The organism is Serratia sp. FS14 (assembly GCF_000695995.1).
Classification (GTDB): Bacteria; Pseudomonadota; Gammaproteobacteria; order Enterobacterales; family Enterobacteriaceae; genus Serratia; species Serratia nematodiphila.
The window spans coordinates 4133865-4149019 of the sequence record NZ_CP005927.1; the positions used below are offsets into that span (position 1 = coordinate 4133865).

The window sequence follows — 15155 nt, forward strand, 5'->3', positions numbered from 1 at the left end:
TAGCGTGGGTTACAATCTGGCCGAGCTGCCCAAAGAGGAAATGGACAGGGTGAATGTGGATCTCGCCGCCTCAGGCGTGGCGTACAAAGAGCGCTACAACATGCCGGTGATCCCGGAAGTGGTGGAGCGCGAGCAACCGGAAGCGCTGCGCGACTATTTTCGCGAGCGCGTGGCGCACTACCGCGCGGAATCCCACAAGTTTTCGCGCCTGCCGTACGAGCCGAAGGCTAAATAGAAAAACCCGCCGTTACGGCGGGTTTTTTGCGTCACTTGCCGGCAAACCGGTCGGTGGCGATCATCAGCTGGTGCAAAATGCCCGGCTCATCATACGAATGCCCCGCCCCTTCCACGATATGCAGCTCCGCCTCCGGCCAGGCCTTGGCCAGGTCCCAGGCATTCTGCACCTGGCAGGCCATGTCATAGCGGCCGTGGACGATCACCGCCGGAATATGGCGGATCAGCGGCACGTTGCGCAGCAGTTGGTCGTCGCTCTCCAGGAAGCCCAGATGGGTGAAGTAGTGGTTTTCAATGCGGGCGAACGCCAGCGCGAAATCATCCTCGCCGAACGAAGCGGATTCGCGGCTCGGCAGCAGCGTGACCGTCTCCCCTTCCCACACGCTCCAAAGTTTGGCCGCTTCAATCTGCACCTGCGGATCGGCCGAGGTCAGCCGCTGCCGGTAGGCGGCGATCACGTCTTTACGCTCGTCATCCGAGAGGATGGACAGCACGCGCTCCCATTTTTCCGGGAAGAAGCGCGAAGCGCCGTCCTGGTAATACCAATGCAGCTCCTGCTTGCGCAGGGTGAAGATGCCGCGCAGCACCATTTCACTGACGCGCTCCGGGTGGGTCTGCGCATAGGCGAGCGCCAGCGTCGATCCCCAGGAACCGCCGAACACCAACCATTGTTCGACGCCGGCCATTTCCCGCAGCCGTTCGATATCGGCCACCAAATGCCAGGTGGTGTTGTTGTCCAGGCTGGCATGCGGACGGGAGCGGCCACAGCCGCGCTGATCGAACAGCAGCACCTTGTAGCGTTCGGGATCGAACAGCTGACGATGATGCGGGGAGATGCCGCCGCCCGGCCCGCCGTGAATGAAAACCGCCGGCTTACCGTTCGGGTTACCGCTCAGCTCCCAGTAGATCCGGTGGCCATCCCCAGTGTCCAGCCAACCGCTGTCGTATGCCGCTAACGGCGGGTACAAACCTCGTAATTGTTCCATGGCGCTTTCCGTCTCTCTGTGAGTCATGCTTTCATCAAAGCGGAAGCCGCCCGGCAGGTCAACGGTAAAACCCGAAAACTCGAACGCGCGCCGGGAACTCGGCGCGCGTTTGCTCAAAATCACAACGACCTGCTTGCAAAACGCCCACAGGCCCGATCAGTTCAGGTGCGCAATCGCGCTGATCTCCACCAACTGCTCGGGCGAAGCCAGCCCGGTGACGCCGATCAGCGAACCGGCGGGCCGGTGAGCGCCGACATAGCGTTTGAACAACGCAACGCAGGGTTCAAAATGCGCTTGTACGTCAGTCAGATAGATCTCCACATACGCCAGGTTCGAACGTTCGGCGCCGAATCCCGCCAATACCCGATCCAGGTTGTCCAACGTCTGTTGGGTTTGCCGTTCGATATCGCCCGCGCCGATAAACTCACCCTGCATATCATGGGAAAACTGCCCTGAAATGTAGAGGGTGTCTTTGACGCGAACGCCTTGGGACACGCCATTCTCCTCTTCCCAAATGACCCCGTGATGGTAGTGCGTGATGCCGTTTTTCATGCTGCTTCTCCAACCGTTTATCGTTTCCATGGCGACTATAATCGTTTGATTGGCGAATGGACGTCGTCACTGAAACGACATTGGATATGCAGTTAATTCATTGAATATATTAAATTAATTATCTTATCATCGAATCTCGGGGGGCGGCATGTTGCGGGCGAATCTCAATGACATTCAGGTTTTCATGGCCGTCGTCGACGCCGGCAGTTTTGTCGCCGGCGGACAGACGATGGGGCTGTCGCGCTCGGCGGCGGGCAAAGCCATCGCGCGTCTGGAGCAGCGGCTGAGCGTGCGGCTGTTGCATCGCACCACGCGTTCGCTTGGCCTGACCGACGAGGGGCGAGAGTTTTATCGGCGCGGTCTGCAGATCCTCGCTTCGGTCGACGACGCCGAGGCCAGCGTGGCCGGCGACAAAGGCACCGCACGCGGGGTGCTGCGGTTGACCGCTCCCGCCGCCTTCGGCAGACGGATCCTGTTGCCGCTGGTGCCGAAATTTCTCGTCGCCTGGCCTGAGGTGCAGGTGGAGATCAGTTTTTCCGATCGCCTGGCGGATATCGTGGAAGAAGGATTTGATTTAGCGGTGCGGATCGGCGTCACGGCGCCGGATACCCGGCTGGTGTCCAGAACCCTCGCCAGGTATCGCGCCCTGCTGTGCGCCTCCCCCGCCTACCTCGCCGCCCGTGGCGAACCGCAAACCGTCGAGTCGCTCGCCGGGCATGAGGCTCTGCTGTTCAGCAGCCGCAACCAAAAACAGCCCTGGCGGCTGCGCGACGAGCGCGGCGAATGGGTCAAGGCCCCGGTGCGCGGCCGCCTGCGGCTGGACAGTGGGGAAGCGTTACGCGACGCCGCTCTGTCCGGGTTGGGCATCGCGTATCTGCCGGAGTTTATGATTGCGGAGGACCTGGCCGCCGGCCGTCTGCGGCAGGTGTTGCGCGCCGTGGCGGGTGAAGAAGTCAGGATTGTGGCGCTCTATCCGAATAAGCGCCTGCTGGAACCCCGCATCAGGCGCTTTCTCGATCTGTTGGTGGATACGCTCGGCGGCTGAGACCTTACCCGCCTTTACGCATATGCGGCTCACGCATCTCCTGCGCGGTTTTCGCCTCGATGCTCAGTTCCGCCGTCGGACGCAGCAGCAGGCGCGCCAGCCCGATGGGTTCGCCGGTTTCCCGGCAGTAGCCGTATTCGCCGTTCTGCAAGCGCGCCAGCGCCGCATCGATTTTCGGCAGCAGGCGGCTTTCGCGATCCAGCTGGCGGAACAACAGGCGCAGATCCTCTTCGCGCGCCGCCTTGTCGGCCTCATCGCCCGTCGCTTCGCCGCCATCGATCTCTTTTTTCAGCTCATCGATGTGCAGCAGCAGCTTTTGCCGCTCATCCTGCAGCAGCTGACGGAAAAACGCCCGTTGAACCGAGTTCATATAATCAGAATCCGGCATGGCCAGCAGTTGCTGCGCATCCGGTAATGCCATCACAGTCATTGCGTTCTCCGAATATTGAAAGTGTAATATTATAACATAATAATTATTTTTATCACCCGGTCATCCAAAAACAAAATTTCACGTGCAAACAGCCGGTTAAGTGCAATTCGCACTTTGTCGCTTGCATCCTGCCGGCTTTAGGCGGTTAATGGCTGAGCAAGCCACCCAATCATAGGTAACGAGAGGCCATCATGAGTAAGGGAATGGATAGCAAAAAAAATGCGAAGAAGAAGCCGTTGAAAACCCCAGCAGAGAAACGTGCGGAGAAACGCGCCAAAAAAGCGCATCCGTCTGGTGAGTAAGCGTCCTTCCATCCGTCATTAAACCCGCCAAGGCGGGTTTTTTATTGCCTCACAGGAGAGATGGCCGATGTCCTGCTTCACCCTCGCCGCCGCCCAATACCCCGCCGCTGCGGCCGATATCGCCTGCAACCTTGAACGTCACCTTGAATTTGTCGCGCAGGCAGCCCAACAGCAGGTGCAGCTGCTGGTGTTTCCCGAACTGTCGCTAAGCGGCTATGAACTGGCTGATGCTGCCGAACTGGCGCTGACGCTGGGCGATCCGCGTCTGCAACCGCTCGCTGCGGCGGCGCAATCGCATCAGATGACGATCGTCGTCGGCGCGCCCTTACGCAGCGGCCAGGCGCTGCATATCGCCGCCTTGATCTTTCACCCCAACGGCACATTGGCTACCTATACCAAGCAGCATCTGCACGGCGAGGAACGGCAACGGTTCTTGCCCGGCGATGGCGGCACGCTGCTGGAAATACAGCAGCAACGCATCGCGCTGGCCATCTGCGCCGATACTTCGGAGCCCGGCCACGCAAGCGCCGCCGCACAGGCGGGCGCGCAGATTTATGCTGCCGGCGTGCTGGTATCTGAAGCCGGTTACGCGAAAGACAGCGCCGCGCTGGCAGGCTATGCCCGGCGTTACGGCATGGTCACGCTGATGGCCAACCATGCGGCGCCGACCGGCGGCTGGATCCCGGCAGGCCGCAGCGCCATCTGGGATAATACGGGAGAGCTTCTGGTTGCCGCGCCGGATGACGCTCCTGGGCTGATCATCGCCGGCAAGACTTCCGACGGTTGGCACGGTCGCCTGTGCCGGTTAAGCTGAAGCCTGACGGCAACGCGGAGGAAAGCATGACGTTACGCGTAATAGATACCGAGACCTGCGGGCTGGACGGCGGCGTGGTGGAAGTGGCCTCCCTCGATCTGCTCGACGGCCAGTTAACCAATCCGATGAGCGACCTGGTCAGCCCGGACCGCCCCATCAGCCTCGACGCGATGGCGATTCACCACATCACCGAACAGATGGTGGAAGGCAAACCGCGCATTGCGGTGGCGATCGGCCGCTATCAGGGCAGCCCCTACTATGTGGCGCACAACGCCGCCTTTGATCGCGGGGTGTTGCCGGAGATGAACGGCGCCTGGATCTGCACCCTCAAGCTGGCGCGCACGCTGTATCCGGACATCAAGTACGGCAACCAGTATCTGCGCTACGCGCTGAACCTGGACGTGCAGCTGCCGGCAGACGCCACGCTGTACCCGCACCGCGCGCTGTACGACTGCTACGTCACCGCCGCGCTGCTGCAACGCATCATCAAGGATTCGGGCTGGACGCCGGAGCAAATGGTGCAGATCACCGAACAGCCGGTGCTGCTGAAGAAGTTCAAATTCGGTAAGTATCGCGGGCAGGAAATCGATCGCATCGCCCAGGAAGATCCCGGCTATCTGCGCTGGATGCTGAAATCCATCGACGATCTGAGCCCGGACATGAAACACACGCTGAAATACTATCTGATTGGCTAGCACAGCGGGCGGCGCAGGCCGCCCGCTGTTCGCCGTTACTCCGCCAGCGCCAGAATGAAGGCGTACTCCAGCGCAATATCCTCATAGGCCTTGAAGCGGCCGGATTTTCCGCCGTGGCCGGCATCCATGTCGGTATACAGCAGCAGCTGCCGATCGTCGGTTTTCAGCTCGCGCAGCTTGGCCACCCACTTGGCCGGCTCCCAATACTGCACCTGCGAATCGTGCAGGCCGGTGGTCACCAGCAGATGCGGGTATGCCTGCGCCTTCACCTGATCGTACGGGCTGTACTGTTTGATGTAGTCGTAATAGGCCTGCTCGTTCGGGTTGCCCCACTCGTCGTATTCGCCGGTGGTCAGCGGGATCGACTCGTCCAGCATGGTGGTCACCACATCGACGAACGGCACCTGCGCCACCACGCCGTGGAACAGCTGCGGCGCCTGATTGATCACCGCGCCCATCAGCAGGCCGCCGGCGCTGCCGCCCATGGCGAACACCCGCTTGCCGTCGCCGTACCCCTGGGCGATCAGCGTTTCGGTCACGTCGATAAAATCGTTGAAGGTGTTCTGCTTGTTGAACAGTTTGCCGTCTTCATACCACAGCTGCCCCAGCTCACCGCCGCCGCGAATGTGCGCCAGCGCGAACACGACACCGCGATCCAGCAGGCTCAGGCGGCTGGCGCTGAACGCCGGATCCATGCTGCTGCCGTAAGAGCCGTAGCCGTACACCATCAGCGGGTTGGCGCCGCGCTGGAAGCTGTCCTGGCGATACACCAGCGAGACCGGCACCTCGACGCCGTCGCGCGCCTTCACCCACACCCGCTCGCTGCGGTAGTTTTCCGGCGTGAAGTTCTTCACCTCCTGCTGTTTGAGCATCGTCCGCTCACCGCTGTCCATGTTCAGCTCGTACAGCGTGGTCGGGGTGGTCATCGACGAATAGCCGTAGCGCAGCAGCGCGGTTTCCGGATCCGGGTTATACGCCAGCCAGGTGGTGTAGGTCGGATCGTCGAAGGCGATGCGCTTCTCTTCGCCCGTCTGCCAGTGGATCTGGCGCAGCAGCGTCAGGCCGGCATTGCGCTCTTCCACCACCAACCAATCGCGGAACAGGCTGAAGCCCTCCAGCATCACGTCGGCGCGCGGGGCGATCAGCGTCTGCCACTGCGCTTCGTCCGCCTGCTCGCTTTGGTACAGGCCGAAGTTCTTGCCGTCCTTGTTGGAGCGGATGTAGAAATGCTGGTGATAGTGATCGATGGCGTACTCGTGATCCTTGCGGCGCGGCACGAACAGCTGCGGCTTGGCGTCCGCACGATCGGCGTCCAGCAGCAGGATCTCCGAGGTGGTGGTGCTGCTCAGGTGGATCAGGATAAAACGCTCGGAGGTGGTCTTCTCCAGCCCGACGTAAAAGGTATCGTCCAGCTCTTCGTAAATCAGCTCATCCTGCCGCGGATCGCTGCCCACCACGTGGCGATAGACCTGATACGGCAACAGCGTCTTGGCGTGCTTGCGCACGTAGTACACCGTCGAGGAGTCGTTAGCCCACTCGAAGCTGCCGGAGGTATTTTCCAACACTTCGTCCGCCCAGCTGCCGTCGGCCAGGTTCTTGAAGCGAATGTCATACTGGCGGCGCGACAGGAAATCTTCCGCTACCCCCAGCCGCTGATTGTCGGGGCTGACGTCCAGCCCGCCCAGGGTGTAAAACTCGTGGTTCTCGGCGCGCAGGTTGCCGTCGATAAGCACTTCCCAGTGCTCGCTCTCGGTTTGCGGCTGGCGCACATAAATCGCGTATTCGTTGCCCGGTTCGTAGCGCGTCTGATAACGATAGCCGTGGCGCACGTAAGGCACCGAATGTTCCTGCTGCGGAATGCGCGCCACCATCTCTTCGTACAGGGTTTCGCGCAGCGCCTGCTGCGGCTTCAGCATCGCATCGGTGTAGGCGTTCTCCGCCTGCAAGTAGTCCAGCACCTGGCGGTCTGCGCGCTCGTCGTCGCGCAGCCAGTAGTAGTCATCCACGCGCGTGTCGCCGTGGATGGTGATGGGATAAGGGCGTTTTTCCGCTTTCGGTGGGGTCATCATTGCTAAATCATCCGCTTACATAGATTGCGGCAAGAGTGACACGATTCCCCCCGGCTTGCCAAGCGGCGCTATGCCAGCTCGCGCTTTTTCTCGTTGACGTCGCTCTCGATGCCCTGCTTGACGTCCACCGGGATCTTCAGCGCCTGCGCCAGCGCATCCAGGTAGCCGCGCTCCATAAAGTGATCGACGTCGATCACCAGACAGCTCAGGTAGTAAACCTCCAGCGCCTCGTCTTCGTTTTGCACGCTGCGGGCGATCAATTCCGGGTTGAGCGGCTGATCGAGCGCTTCCTGCACCCAGGCCTGCGCCTCTTCCCCCACCTGCAGCTGCGACAGGCTGTGATCGATGGCGCGCTGCTCGTCGGCATCGATATGGCCGTCGCTCTTGGCGGCGAACACCAACGCCTGCACCAAACGCTTGGCGCGCAGATCCACCGGCGTGGTTTGCAAACCGAACTGCGGTTCGTCCTGATGGGTCTCTTTCACCCGCTGCTTATACTTGTTCCACAGCACCGCGCCCACCGCCGCGCTGCCGCCGATAATCAGCGCATTCTTGCCGAACTTGCCCACCAGCTTGCGCGAGGATTTGTTGGCCAACAGCACGCCGACCAAACCGCCCAGCGCCGTGGGCGCCAGCAGCTTGCCGATGCCTTCCGCCCCGCCCATCGCGCCGGCCTTCTGCCCGATCAACGTTTGAATCTGCTGCATCCAGTTACTTTTCATCATCTACCCCTTGCGTGAAAAAGCGCGGCGCGCAGGCGCGGCCGAACCGACGGTAAACCGCCAGATTAGGGGATCTTTTGTCAATTTACGTCTGGGGGATGCAAACCTGTGTTTAGCGGATCGGCGGGCCGGGCGGCCCGCCTGGATGGCTGCAGCGTTACGCGTCTTCGTCGCCCGCTTCGTCGTCCTGCTCGTACTCCGCCAGCTCGTCGCGCATCGCCTGGATGGCGTCGCGGGTCATCAGCGCCAGCGTGCGGTAGAAACCGGTGGTGGCGTGCGCTTCCACTTTGCCGAGGAAGCGGCCGCACCACGGCAGCAGAAACTCGTCGAACAGCGCGATCTGCGCCTGCGCTTCATCTTCCTGCGACTGATCCTCCAGCCAGGAAGCGGCCAGCAGCAGCTGGCCGAAATGGTCGGCCGGCGCCTCCGCCAGCGGCATGCCGCGCTGCTGCAGGAAGGTGCGCACTTCCGCTTCGCTGGCTCCTTCGACGTAGTCGGAGCGGAACGGCGACACGCTGCATTCGCTGCCGACGAACATCGCGTTAAAGTCGGTCGCCAGCTGGTTGACGTCGCAGCCCTGCTGCAGGCGCTTCAGCAGGTCATCCTGCTCCAGCGGCCAGTGCTGCTGAAGCTTGCCCTCTTTGATCAACGCGAACAGCGGCACCAGCAGCGGATCCTGCGGCTGGCGGTAGAACAGCGTACCCAGCACGCGGCAGACAATGGAAAACTCATTCATGATAATGCCTTATACAATACGGAAAATTTTGCCGGGACGATGTCACAAATCGGCCAATTCCGCAATCGCCGGCTTGCCGCGCCGCTCGAGAAAATCCAGCAACCGGCGCGGGCTGACGTTGAGAATGCGCTCCTGCGGGAAGCCCACCTCTTCGATGATGCGCTCGCAGTGCTCGAAATTACCCAGTGAAAAAGCGACGTGCGAATCCGAACCCAGCGCCAGCCAGCCGCCGGCGTCGCGCACCGCGGCGGCGATCGCCCGGCAGTTGGCCTCGCTGCCCTTGCGGGAGTGGGTGAACGACGAGTTATTCAGCTCCAGCGCCACCTCGTATTTGGCCGCCGCCGCCGCGACGGCGGGAATATCGATCGGGTAACGCGGGTTGCCGGGGTGGCTGATGATATGCACGTCTCCCTGCGCCATCGCGGCGATCATCGCTTCAGTATTGGACGCTTTATCCTGCGGCGCAAACACCGGCTCATGGAAACCGGCGATGATCACGTCGGTGGCCGTCAGCATCGGGCCGGTGCAGTCGATATCGCCCTGCAGGTTTTTGATGTTGGCTTCGATACCGCGCAAAATGCCCACGCCGTTCACCCGGCGCGGCCACACGTGCATGTTCATGAAGTGCCAATAGTGTGGCGCATCGGCCATGTCCGGGCCGTGATCGGTGATGGCGAACAGCTTGATGCCCTTCTGCTGGGCTTCGGCGATGTAATCGTGCAGCGTGCTGTAGGCGTGGGTGCTGGCGACGGTGTGCATATGCAAATCAACGGGGTACATTGTTTCTCCTTCCAGAGGGCCCGCCCGCAAAGGTACGGGCAGGCGCGATGACGATAACAGCTTATCAGTTACCGAACGGCGGCTGAAGGCTCAGTAACCCCGTTGCCTGTCGACCACGCCGGCCGGGGCATGCCCCGCCTCCAGCGCGCGGATGCTGGCGGCGATCTGATCCATCGCCTGCTGCGGCGACGTGATGGCAGCAATATGCGGGGTAATGGTGACACGCGGATGACGCCAGAACGGGTGATCCTGCGGCAGCGGCTCGCGGGCGAACACGTCCAGCGTGGCGGCGGCCAGTTGCCCCTGCTCCAGCGCCGCCAGCAGATCGGCCTCCACCAGATGCGCGCCGCGCGCGATGTTGATGAGGTAAGCGCCCGGCCGCAGTTGCGCGAACAGCTCGCGGTTGAGAATGCCGACGGTCTCCGGCGTATTGGGCAGCAGGTTGATCAGCAGTTTGACGCCGTCGAGAAAAGCGCCGCGCTGCGCCTCTCCGGCGAAGCTTTGCACGCCGTCGATCTGTTTGGCGCTGCGGCTCCAGCAGCGTACGCTGAAGCCAAACTCGGTCAGCTTGCGCGCCACGCTCTGCCCCAGCACGCCGGCGCCGAGGATGCCGATAGTGAAATCATCCAGCGAGTGCGGATCGAGCGGTTGCCATTCCTGCCGCTGCTGCAACGCCTGATACTCGTCGAAACGGCGGAAATAGCGCAGCACATAGCTCAGCGCATATTCCTGCATCTGCTGCGCCATGCCGGTATCCTCCAGCCGCAGCAGCGGCACGCCGGCGGGCAGTGTGCCGGGGTGTTTGCGCTCCTGATCGAGAATGGCGTCGACGCCGGCGCCGAGGGCGAACACCGCTTTCAGATCGCGGCGGTTGGCTAACATTTCGTGCGGCGGGCGCCATACCAGCGCGTAATCCGCCGGCCGCTCGTCGCCGCGCTGCCATTCGCGGATCTCGGCCTGCGGCAGGCGTTGCTTGATGCCGGTCAGCCATTCCTGGGCGTTAAACAAGGGGTGGTAATAGATGATGTTCATACTGCGGGCTCCGGTTTGTTTTTATTGGTTTTCCTTCAGCCTTCCGCGATTCGCCGCCGGATGCAAGCGTTAAAGCCCAAAATAAAAACAGCCCCGACCAGTGGGGCTGCTGTGTATTCTCGCCAAATCAGGCGGCAGACGGACCGTCGCGCCGGATAAGGCGCCGCAACAGCGGAATGAGGATCAGCATCGCCAAGCCGACGCCCGTCGCCCCCCAGCCCAGTGCGCTGAAGATTTCGCTGTAGCCGGGATTGGTTTGCAGCGGCGTACTGCCGCTGTTTTCCGGCATCAGGCCGGAGACGTAGCCCGCCAGCACCGAGGCGACGCCGGTCACCATCATCCAGCAGCCCATCATCACGCCCTGATAGCGCGGCGGCGCCAGCTTGCCGATCATCGCGTAACCGATCGGCGAGATCATCAATTCACCGACGCTTTGCAGCACATAGCTGATGACGATCCATTTAAACGCCACCAGCCCGTCGCCGCCGGCCATGCTGATGCCCAGCGGCAGCACCAGCATGCCGAGCCCGATGCAGAACAGCGATCCGGAGAACTGCAGCGGAATGTCGATGTTGCAACCGCGGGCGCGCAGGCGGTTGAACCACCAGGCCAGCAGCGGGCCGCCCACCACGATCACCAGCGTGTTGATATTCTGGATCCACTGCGGCGCCACCTGAATGCCGTAAACGTTCAGGTTGATGTTGTGCTCGGAGAACAGCATCAGCCCCATCGGCGCCAGCTGATACAGCGCCCAGAACACCAGCGACCCCAGCGCCAGGATCAGATAGGCCGCCATTCTGCGGCGCTCATCGCGCGGATGGTGGCGCAGCGTGACCACGCACAGCATCAGGAAGATCAGCGCGCCGAGCACGATCACGAAATGGCCGCTGAACTCGGCGTGGGTCAGCATCACGCGGATAATCGGCACCAGCGCCACCAGCACCGCCAGCCCGACCAGCATGCGCCAACGGTATTGACTGCGGCTGGCATCGTGCAGCGGCGTATTGAGATCCGCCAGAATCCGCCAGCGGCAGACGGCGACGATGATCGCCGCCGCATTGCCCAGCGTGGCGAACAGGAACAGCGCGCGATAGTTTTCCGTCAGTTGGAAATACCCGGCGACGGTAAAGCCAACGAAGAACCCGAGGTTCATGCCGGCGTAGTTCCACAGGAATGCCGATTCGCGCCGGTCATCGTCCGGTTTGAAACGCTGGGTGAGCATCATATTAATGCAGGTCACGTTAAGGCCGCTGCCGGTCAGGAACATCGCCAGCCCCCAGTACAGCCCCCACACGCCCGCGACGGCAATCAGCGCGCAGCCGATCACCTGCAGCACCATGCCCAGCACGAACAGGTTGCGGTTGCTGAGGAAACGGCCGCCGAGGTAGCCGCCGAACATGTGCAGACCATAGTTGAAGGCGCCGAACACGCCCATCATGGCGTTGGCGCTGCTTTCGTTGAAGCCCAATCGCTTGGTGGCGTACAGCACCAGCGTGGAGTAAAGCACGGCGAAGCCCAGTGTGGCGAAGATCTGGATGAAGAACAGCGCCCCCGCACCGGGGGGAATGGCATGGCGCGCTTGCGGCGCCGGCATGGCATCTGAAGGAGTCAAAACGAACCTCTACTGCATTATTATGTAATGAGTCTGTCCCTGTCTGCGATATCGCCGGCCTGTCTCCCGGCAATCTGCGCGGCGCCGTGATGTTCCTTGCCAAAAACGCCGCGCCGACATAATTCCATTTAGCGACACATTTGACTAATAATCCAGTATTAATGCATATAACAGCAAATAGACCGATCTCATTGGCGATATATTGAGCCACTCGTACAGAAAAAGGTCAAACAATCATCTTTCACGCGTTTTGAACGCAGTCCGCCCTGCCCGCCGGTGGCCAAGAGTGGGAATATCGTTCGGTAAATCAGCAAATTGCTGCAAGTTTGGCTAAACAGTCATGAGAATGAAATAAGAGGGTTGACGCTGAGATCAGATTCTCCTACATTAGCGCCCGTCGACAGCGCAAAGCGTTTTCGACAACAAAACGGTGAGGTGTCTGAGTGGCTGAAGGAGCACGCCTGGAAAGTGTGTATACGCGAAAGTGTATCGAGGGTTCGAACCCCTCTCTCACCGCCAAATTCAAAGAGAAAGCCTGGATTCGCGTCCAGGCTTTTTTTTGCATGATGCACCGCCGAGAGGGGTGAGAAGCCTCGACAGGGTTCGACAAAACGCCTGCGTTTTGGACCGCCAACGGCGGCCCATAGGGTGAGCGCAGCGAATCAAGCCCTCTCTCACCGCCAAATTCAAAGAGAAAGCCTGGATTCGCGTCCAGGCTTTTTTTTGCATGGCGCACCGCCGAGAGGGGCGTGCGCAGCGCATCTCCCTCCCTCTGTGACCGTGATTCCCATTTCCGCCGGTTATCCACGAACCTTACCCCTGATGTTCTCGCTCTTTCATGGCTTCCGCCCTGCCGTTCGCCGCAGTTTTCAGCAAAGTGAACACGGCTTGAGCGGACGAACAAAAACACAGAAATTATTCTTGACCGGATCGGCCCCACTCCCTATAGTAGCGCCCCGTTGCAGCGATGATTTCGCAACAAAAAAAATATGGTGAGGTGTCCGAGTGGCTGAAGGAGCACGCCTGGAAAGTGTGTATACGCGAAAGTGTATCGAGGGTTCGAATCCCTCCCTCACCGCCATATTCTAACGAGAAAGCCTGAGCGAAAGTTCAGGCTTTTTTGTATGTATATCGCACCGATCGGGAGGGTGAGAACCCTCGACAGGGTTCGACAAAACGCCTGCGTTTTGGACCGCCAATGGCGGCCCGCAGGGTGAGCGCAGCGAATCTATCCCTCGTTCCACATAGACAAAAAAGCCCGAACGCAAATTCAGGCTTTTTTATCCCCACTCGCCAACCGCTCAGTGGTGCGTGCGCCCCATTGACGCCGGCTGCGCCAGCGCGCGGCGCCAATCGCCCGGCGTTTGGCCGAATTGGCGTTTGAAGCTGCGGTTGAACGACTGCTGTGAGTCGAAGCCGAGCGAGATCGCCACGCTGACGATAGGCTCGCCGCTGTTGGCCAGGCGCTCCGCCGACACCTTCAGTTTTTGCATGCGGATATACTCCCCGAGCGCATAGCCGGTCTGGCGCTTGAACATGCGCTGCAGATGCCATTTGGAGTAGCCCGCGCGGTCCGCTACGGTGTTGATATCCAGTTTTTCTTCCAGATTGTTGTCGATCCACGTCTTCAAATCGGTAATGAAACCCGTCGTGTTCATGCTGATGCTCCCATCATGTCGGCAGGGTCAATCACTGCCCAGTGCGCATACGTTGCAACAGTTTCGCTTTAAATGCAATTTTTATTATTGCATTTAACAGAAGGCCGCCTCTATACTCCACCCAATTAATGTAACCGATATTGATACATTAATGTGACACCAATATGTTTCAAAACCTAACGTTGCGCCGCTGCACGGTGCAGCCGCCCCCTCACCGCACGCCGGCGCGGGGGCGAATCCCGGAGAACAGGGCCGGGTATGGGGCCTGACCGCGCTTACTTATCGGAATAAAAATAATGGCAAATCAACCAAACTCATCGTTCAACGCCGGCGGCCGCACGCGCGCCGTCGCTCTGGGTCAGCGGCTCTCCGGGGTGGCGCTGCTGGCCGCCCTGCTCGCCGGGTGCGACAACAGCGTCGCGCACAACGCCCCGCCACCGCCGCCGGTGGTCAGCGCCGCCAGCGTAGTGGTCAAGCCAATCAGCCAGTGGGATGCCTTCAACGGCCGGGTCGAAGCGGTGCAAAGCGTGCAACTGCGCCCACGGGTCTCTGGTTACATCGAGCGGGTCAACTACACCGAAGGCGACGAGGTGAAAAAAGGCCAGGTGCTGTTCACTATCGACGATCGCACCTACCGCGCCGCGCGCGAACAGGCGCAGGCAGAGCTGGTGCGGGCGCGCAATCAGGCCGCCCTGGCGCGCAGCGAATCCTCGCGCACCGAGAAACTGATCGGCACTCAGGCCATCTCTCAGGAAGTATGGGAGCAGCGCCGGTCATCCGCCGCGCAGGCGCAAAGCAACGTGCTGGCGGCGCAGGCCCAGCTCGATATGGCGCAGCTGAATCTCGACTTTACCCGCGTTACCGCGCCGATTGACGGGCGCGCCAGCCGCGCGATGATCACCGCCGGCAACCTGGTCACCGCCGGCGACAGCGCCAGCGTGCTGACGACGCTGGTGTCGCTCGACAAGGTCTACGTCTATTTCGACGTGGATGAAGCCACCTTCCTGCGCTATCAGCAGCAAGGCCGGCACGATGCCCGCCTGCCGGTGAAAGTCGGCCTGGTAGGCGAAGACGGCACTCCGCATCAGGGGCTGGTGGACTTCACCGATAACCAACTGAACGCCGGGACCGGCACCATCCGCATGCGCGCCCTGCTCGACAACCGCGATCGCCGCTTCACGCCGGGGCTGTTCGCCCGGGTACAGATGCCCGGCAGCGCCGAGTTCAACGCCATGCTGATCGACGACAAAGCGGTGATGACCGACCAGAACCGCAAGTTCGTTTACATCGTCGATAAAGACGGCAAGGCGCAGCGCCGCGACATTGACGTGGGCCGCATGGCCGAAGGATTGCGCATCGTGCAGAAAGGGTTGGCAAACGGCGATCGGGTGATCGTCGACGGCATGCAGAAAGTGTTTATGCCGGGCATGCCGGTCGACGCGAAAGCCGTCGCCATGAACCCTATCGCCTCCACGCTTAACTAAGCTC

General features: G+C 61.1%; 15 protein-coding genes and 2 tRNA genes. 7 read left to right on the top strand and 10 right to left on the bottom strand.

Translation table 11 applies throughout. The features are described 5' to 3' along the window. Nucleotides 1-4: 4 nt before the first annotated feature. On the top strand, nucleotides 5-235 hold the full coding sequence (locus tag L085_RS18840) for a DNA polymerase III subunit theta (RefSeq protein WP_044031457.1): 231 nt from the start codon (nucleotides 5-7) through the stop codon (nucleotides 233-235). A gap of 31 nt (nucleotides 236-266) precedes the next feature. Here the strand turns inward: L085_RS18840 and pip are convergent, their stop codons facing one another. Continuing rightward, nucleotides 267-1220: a prolyl aminopeptidase gene (gene pip / locus L085_RS18845; protein ID WP_044032095.1), complete on the bottom strand. Its 954-nt coding sequence runs from the start codon at nucleotides 1218-1220 to the stop codon at nucleotides 267-269. A 156-nt stretch (nucleotides 1221-1376) separates the two neighbouring features. Then, on the bottom strand, nucleotides 1377-1772 hold the full coding sequence (locus L085_RS18850; RefSeq protein WP_015377479.1) for a RidA family protein: 396 nt from the start codon (nucleotides 1770-1772) through the stop codon (nucleotides 1377-1379). 148 nt (nucleotides 1773-1920) lie between these two features. On the opposite strand from L085_RS18850, the gene L085_RS18855 reads away from it, so the two are divergent. Next, entirely contained in the window at nucleotides 1921-2817 is an 897-nt protein-coding gene (locus tag L085_RS18855; RefSeq protein WP_044031458.1) for a LysR family transcriptional regulator, read from the top strand. Between the two features lie 4 nt (nucleotides 2818-2821). On the opposite strand, the gene dksA is transcribed toward L085_RS18855, so the two are convergent. After that, entirely contained in the window at nucleotides 2822-3247 is a 426-nt protein-coding gene (gene dksA / locus L085_RS18860; RefSeq protein WP_004928840.1) for an RNA polymerase-binding protein DksA, read from the bottom strand. 369 nt (nucleotides 3248-3616) lie between these two features. Here dksA and L085_RS18865 point away from each other — a divergent pair, with 369 nt between their 5' ends. Both L085_RS18865 and exoX read left to right on the top strand, forming a co-directional pair. Then, nucleotides 3617-4363, top strand: coding sequence for a carbon-nitrogen hydrolase family protein (locus L085_RS18865; protein WP_044031459.1), 747 nt, complete (start codon nucleotides 3617-3619; stop codon nucleotides 4361-4363). Between the two features lie 26 nt (nucleotides 4364-4389). Beyond that, nucleotides 4390-5058: an exodeoxyribonuclease X gene (exoX, locus tag L085_RS18870; protein ID WP_004928833.1), complete on the top strand. Its 669-nt coding sequence runs from the start codon at nucleotides 4390-4392 to the stop codon at nucleotides 5056-5058. Nucleotides 5059-5093: 35 nt separating this feature from the next. Here the strand turns inward: exoX and L085_RS18875 are convergent, their stop codons facing one another. The 6 genes from L085_RS18875 to L085_RS18900 all read right to left on the bottom strand — a co-directional run bounded on the left by L085_RS18875 (nucleotide 5094) and on the right by L085_RS18900 (nucleotide 11991). Continuing rightward, nucleotides 5094-7127: a prolyl oligopeptidase family serine peptidase gene (locus L085_RS18875; protein ID WP_044031460.1), complete on the bottom strand. Its 2034-nt coding sequence runs from the start codon at nucleotides 7125-7127 to the stop codon at nucleotides 5094-5096. A gap of 68 nt (nucleotides 7128-7195) precedes the next feature. Beyond that, the gene (locus L085_RS18880) at nucleotides 7196-7849 is read right to left on the bottom strand and encodes a DUF533 domain-containing protein (protein WP_044032096.1); all 654 of its coding nucleotides are present in this window, start codon (nucleotides 7847-7849) and stop codon (nucleotides 7196-7198) included. Between the two features lie 157 nt (nucleotides 7850-8006). Next, nucleotides 8007-8585, bottom strand: a complete 579-nt coding sequence (locus tag L085_RS18885) for a molecular chaperone (protein WP_015377474.1) — start codon at nucleotides 8583-8585, stop codon at nucleotides 8007-8009. 42 nt (nucleotides 8586-8627) lie between these two features. After that, nucleotides 8628-9365: a phosphatase gene (locus tag L085_RS18890; RefSeq protein WP_004928821.1), complete on the bottom strand. Its 738-nt coding sequence runs from the start codon at nucleotides 9363-9365 to the stop codon at nucleotides 8628-8630. A 90-nt stretch (nucleotides 9366-9455) separates the two neighbouring features. Next, nucleotides 9456-10397: a glyoxylate/hydroxypyruvate reductase GhrA gene (gene ghrA, locus L085_RS18895; protein ID WP_044031461.1), complete on the bottom strand. Its 942-nt coding sequence runs from the start codon at nucleotides 10395-10397 to the stop codon at nucleotides 9456-9458. Nucleotides 10398-10524: 127 nt separating this feature from the next. Next, nucleotides 10525-11991, bottom strand: coding sequence for a peptide MFS transporter (locus tag L085_RS18900; RefSeq protein WP_049870688.1), 1467 nt, complete (start codon nucleotides 11989-11991; stop codon nucleotides 10525-10527). Between the two features lie 447 nt (nucleotides 11992-12438). On the opposite strand from L085_RS18900, the gene L085_RS18905 reads away from it, so the two are divergent. Further along, nucleotides 12439-12528, top strand: a tRNA-Ser gene (locus L085_RS18905). 472 nt (nucleotides 12529-13000) lie between these two features. Next, nucleotides 13001-13090: transfer RNA gene (locus L085_RS18910), tRNA-Ser, on the top strand. Nucleotides 13091-13310: 220 nt separating this feature from the next. Here the strand turns inward: L085_RS18910 and L085_RS18915 are convergent. Beyond that, a complete protein-coding gene (locus tag L085_RS18915; protein ID WP_044031463.1) occupies nucleotides 13311-13667 on the bottom strand; it encodes a helix-turn-helix domain-containing protein in 357 nt (118 codons plus the stop codon). 296 nt (nucleotides 13668-13963) lie between these two features. Here L085_RS18915 and sdeA point away from each other — a divergent pair, with 296 nt between their 5' ends. Beyond that, entirely contained in the window at nucleotides 13964-15151 is a 1188-nt protein-coding gene (gene sdeA, locus L085_RS18920; RefSeq protein ID WP_044031464.1) for a multidrug efflux RND transporter periplasmic adaptor subunit SdeA, read from the top strand. The last annotated feature ends 4 nt before the right edge of the window (nucleotides 15152-15155 follow it).

What these genes read in the sequence shown, in the direction of transcription:
- pip (WP_044032095.1), bottom strand. Translation starts at nt 1,220, where the DNA reads ATGGAACAATTACGAGGTTTGTACCCGCCGTTAGCGGCATACGACAGC.
- L085_RS18850 (WP_015377479.1), bottom strand. Translation starts at nt 1,772, where the DNA reads ATGAAAAACGGCATCACGCACTACCATCACGGGGTCATTTGGGAAGAG.
- L085_RS18855 (WP_044031458.1), top strand. Translation starts at nt 1,921, where the DNA reads ATGTTGCGGGCGAATCTCAATGACATTCAGGTTTTCATGGCCGTCGTC.
- dksA (WP_004928840.1), bottom strand. Translation starts at nt 3,247, where the DNA reads ATGACTGTGATGGCATTACCGGATGCGCAGCAACTGCTGGCCATGCCG.
- L085_RS18865 (WP_044031459.1), top strand. Translation starts at nt 3,617, where the DNA reads ATGTCCTGCTTCACCCTCGCCGCCGCCCAATACCCCGCCGCTGCGGCC.
- exoX (WP_004928833.1), top strand. Translation starts at nt 4,390, where the DNA reads ATGACGTTACGCGTAATAGATACCGAGACCTGCGGGCTGGACGGCGGC.
- L085_RS18875 (WP_044031460.1), bottom strand. Translation starts at nt 7,127, where the DNA reads ATGATGACCCCACCGAAAGCGGAAAAACGCCCTTATCCCATCACCATC.
- L085_RS18880 (WP_044032096.1), bottom strand. Translation starts at nt 7,849, where the DNA reads ATGAAAAGTAACTGGATGCAGCAGATTCAAACGTTGATCGGGCAGAAG.
- L085_RS18885 (WP_015377474.1), bottom strand. Translation starts at nt 8,585, where the DNA reads ATGAATGAGTTTTCCATTGTCTGCCGCGTGCTGGGTACGCTGTTCTAC.
- L085_RS18890 (WP_004928821.1), bottom strand. Translation starts at nt 9,365, where the DNA reads ATGTACCCCGTTGATTTGCATATGCACACCGTCGCCAGCACCCACGCC.
- ghrA (WP_044031461.1), bottom strand. Translation starts at nt 10,397, where the DNA reads ATGAACATCATCTATTACCACCCCTTGTTTAACGCCCAGGAATGGCTG.
- L085_RS18900 (WP_049870688.1), bottom strand. Translation starts at nt 11,991, where the DNA reads ATGCCGGCGCCGCAAGCGCGCCATGCCATTCCCCCCGGTGCGGGGGCG.
- L085_RS18915 (WP_044031463.1), bottom strand. Translation starts at nt 13,667, where the DNA reads ATGAACACGACGGGTTTCATTACCGATTTGAAGACGTGGATCGACAAC.
- sdeA (WP_044031464.1), top strand. Translation starts at nt 13,964, where the DNA reads ATGGCAAATCAACCAAACTCATCGTTCAACGCCGGCGGCCGCACGCGC.